General features: G+C 66.5%; 3 protein-coding genes. All 3 read left to right on the top strand.

Annotated elements, in window-relative coordinates; genetic code table 11:
- A partial coding sequence (locus tag WBV89_RS02800) for a zinc-binding dehydrogenase (RefSeq protein WP_423979821.1) occupies window positions 1–508 on the top strand: 508 nt, incomplete at its 5' end.
- 64 nt (window positions 509–572) lie between these two features.
- Window positions 573–2,159, top strand: a complete 1,587-nt coding sequence (locus WBV89_RS02795; protein ID WP_423979820.1) for a lactate racemase domain-containing protein — start codon at window positions 573–575, stop codon at window positions 2,157–2,159.
- A gap of 6 nt (window positions 2,160–2,165) precedes the next feature.
- On the top strand, window positions 2,166–2,394 hold a 229-nt coding region (locus WBV89_RS02790), incomplete at its 3' end, for a hypothetical protein (protein ID WP_423979819.1).

The following is a 2,394-nucleotide window of genomic DNA, read 5'->3' as shown; positions in this document are numbered from 1 at the left end:
CTACCCCCACCAGCGTGGGCTCGCCACGGCGTTCGGCGCCGACGTCGCCGTCGACGCGACTCAACTCGATCGCGCCGTGCGCCGCGAGGTCGGCTGCCACATGCTCGGCAACGGTGAATCCGGCGCGTTGTCGAGCGGAGCCGACGTGACGATCGATGCGGTCGGATCCTCGGCCTCGATCACCGACTGCTTGCGGATCACCCGGCCACGCGGACGGATCGTGCTGCTCGGCATGCCGGCGCAGGTCGACCTCGATCTCACCGGCCTCTGGCATCGCGAGATCGAACTCAAGGGTGCCTACACCTACGGCACCGAGACACTGGCCGACGGGACCGTCACCGACACGTTCCAGCTGGCCACCGACACCGTGGGCGCGCTCGGCGCCGAACGCCTGCTGTCAGCTACGTATCCGCTCGCCGACCACCACGACGCGATCGCTCACGCGGCCAACGCCGGCCGGCGCGGCGCCGTCAAGATCGCCTTCGACCTGCGAGACCAGACCACATGACCCGCCACTCACCGGACAACTGGTGCCTGACACCAGTTGTCGCCGGCAACATGGAGACTCTCTGATGCCACGCCCCGGATTCGTCCTCGACGTCGATCGTTCGACGCCACCCACCCTGTTCTGGCGCGGCGAGGGGTTCAGCCTCGAACGGCTGCCCGCCGACCGCAGCCGCATCATCTACCCACCCGAGCCGCTCCGCGGACTCGACGACCTCGACGGCGAGATCCGCAACGCGCTGCTGAACCCGCTCGACATGGATCCGTTGCCCGAGCTGCTCTCGCCCGGCATGAAGCTCACGATCTGCTTCGACGACGCGAGCCTCTCCCTGCCGAAGATGCAACGGCCGGACAACCGGCAGCGGATCATCGAAGCCGTCCTCGACATGGCGGCGGCGGCCGGCGTCGACGACGTCCACATCATCGCCGCGCTCGGTCTGCACCGCCGGATGCACGAATACGAGCTGCGCCATGTGCTCGGTGACCGCATCGTCGATGCCTTCCTCCCCAAGGGTTTCCTGTACCAGCACGATGCAGAGGACCCCGACAACCTCGCCGTGATCGGAACGACCGACGAGGGCGAGATCCTCGAGATCAACAAGCGCGCCGCCGAGTCGGATCTGGTCGTCTATGCCAACGTCAATCAGGTCGCGATGGACGGCGGCTGGAAGTCGCTGACGACCGGACTTGCGTCCTACCGCTGCCTCAGCGAGCACCACAACCCGGCGAGCCTGCAGAACACCCGCAGCCTCATGGACCGTCATCACTCCGCACTGCACAAGTCGATCTGGCGGATGGGCAAGCTGCTGCGCGATTCGGGTCCGAAGGTGTTCCAGGTCGAGACGACGATCAACACCGAGGCGTTCCCGTCCCCGTTCGAATTCCTCGCGAAGCGCGAGTGGGAATGGACGGCCAAGGATCGCGGTCTGTTCCTGGCGAGCAGCAAGTCACTGAACAAGTTGCCGAACCGCACGAAGCGCAAGATCTTCCACAACATCGAGGCCCCGTACCGAACGACGAGCGTCCAGGCCGGGTTCACCGAGACCGTGCACGAACGCACCCTCGAGAACGTGCACGCCCAGCATCTGGTCGAGGTCGAGGGTCAGACCGACATCCTCACGATGGGGATCCCGTTCATCAGCCCGTACAACCCCGAGTCGATCATGAACCCGATCCTCGTGATGTGCATGGGCCTCGGCTACCTCTTCAACATGTACCGCGGCAAGCCGCTGGTGCGCGAGGGCGGCGTGGTGATCATGACGCACCCGACGTACGAGGAGTTCCACCCGGTCCACCATCCGAGCTACATCGACTTCTTCGACGAGGTCCTCGCCGACACCACCGACCCGGCCGTGATGTCGACGAAGTGGGAGAAGAAGTACGCCGAGGACGAGTGGTACCGCCACCTCTACAAGACCAGCTACGCGTACCACGGGGTCCATCCGTTCTACGCCTGGTACTGGGGCGCACACGGCCAGCAGCACGCCGGCAAGGTGATCATCGTCGGCGGCCTCGCCTCGGCGGTCCGACGTCTCGGTTTCACCCCGGCATCGACGATGAACGACGCGTTCGAGATCGCGTCCGACACCGTCGGGCGCTCCCCCACCGTCAGCCATCTCCACGTTCCCGGCGTCCTCGTCGCCGACGTCAAGTAGTCGGCCATGGCAGGACGGACGAGTCGCCAGTACATCCGCCGGAGTCAGCGCCCCGACGGCGCACGACGCCCGGTTCACGTCGCCCAGCAGGCGGCCGGCGTGGTCGAAGGTGCCGTGAGAACGGCGGCGCGCCCGCTCGCCCGCCACGGCTTCCCGTACCGCAAACCCACCGCTCCCAAGAGCGTCGTGGTGCCACGCGATCCGAGCCGTCTCGGCGATGCGTACGACACCGAAT

Origin of the sequence: Ilumatobacter sp. (assembly GCF_049588435.1) — a bacterium.
Classification (GTDB): Bacteria; Actinomycetota; Acidimicrobiia; order Acidimicrobiales; family Ilumatobacteraceae; genus Ilumatobacter_A.
The sequence above is the reverse complement of the archived record's forward strand: the minus strand, read 5'-3'. Positions and strand labels throughout refer to the sequence as shown.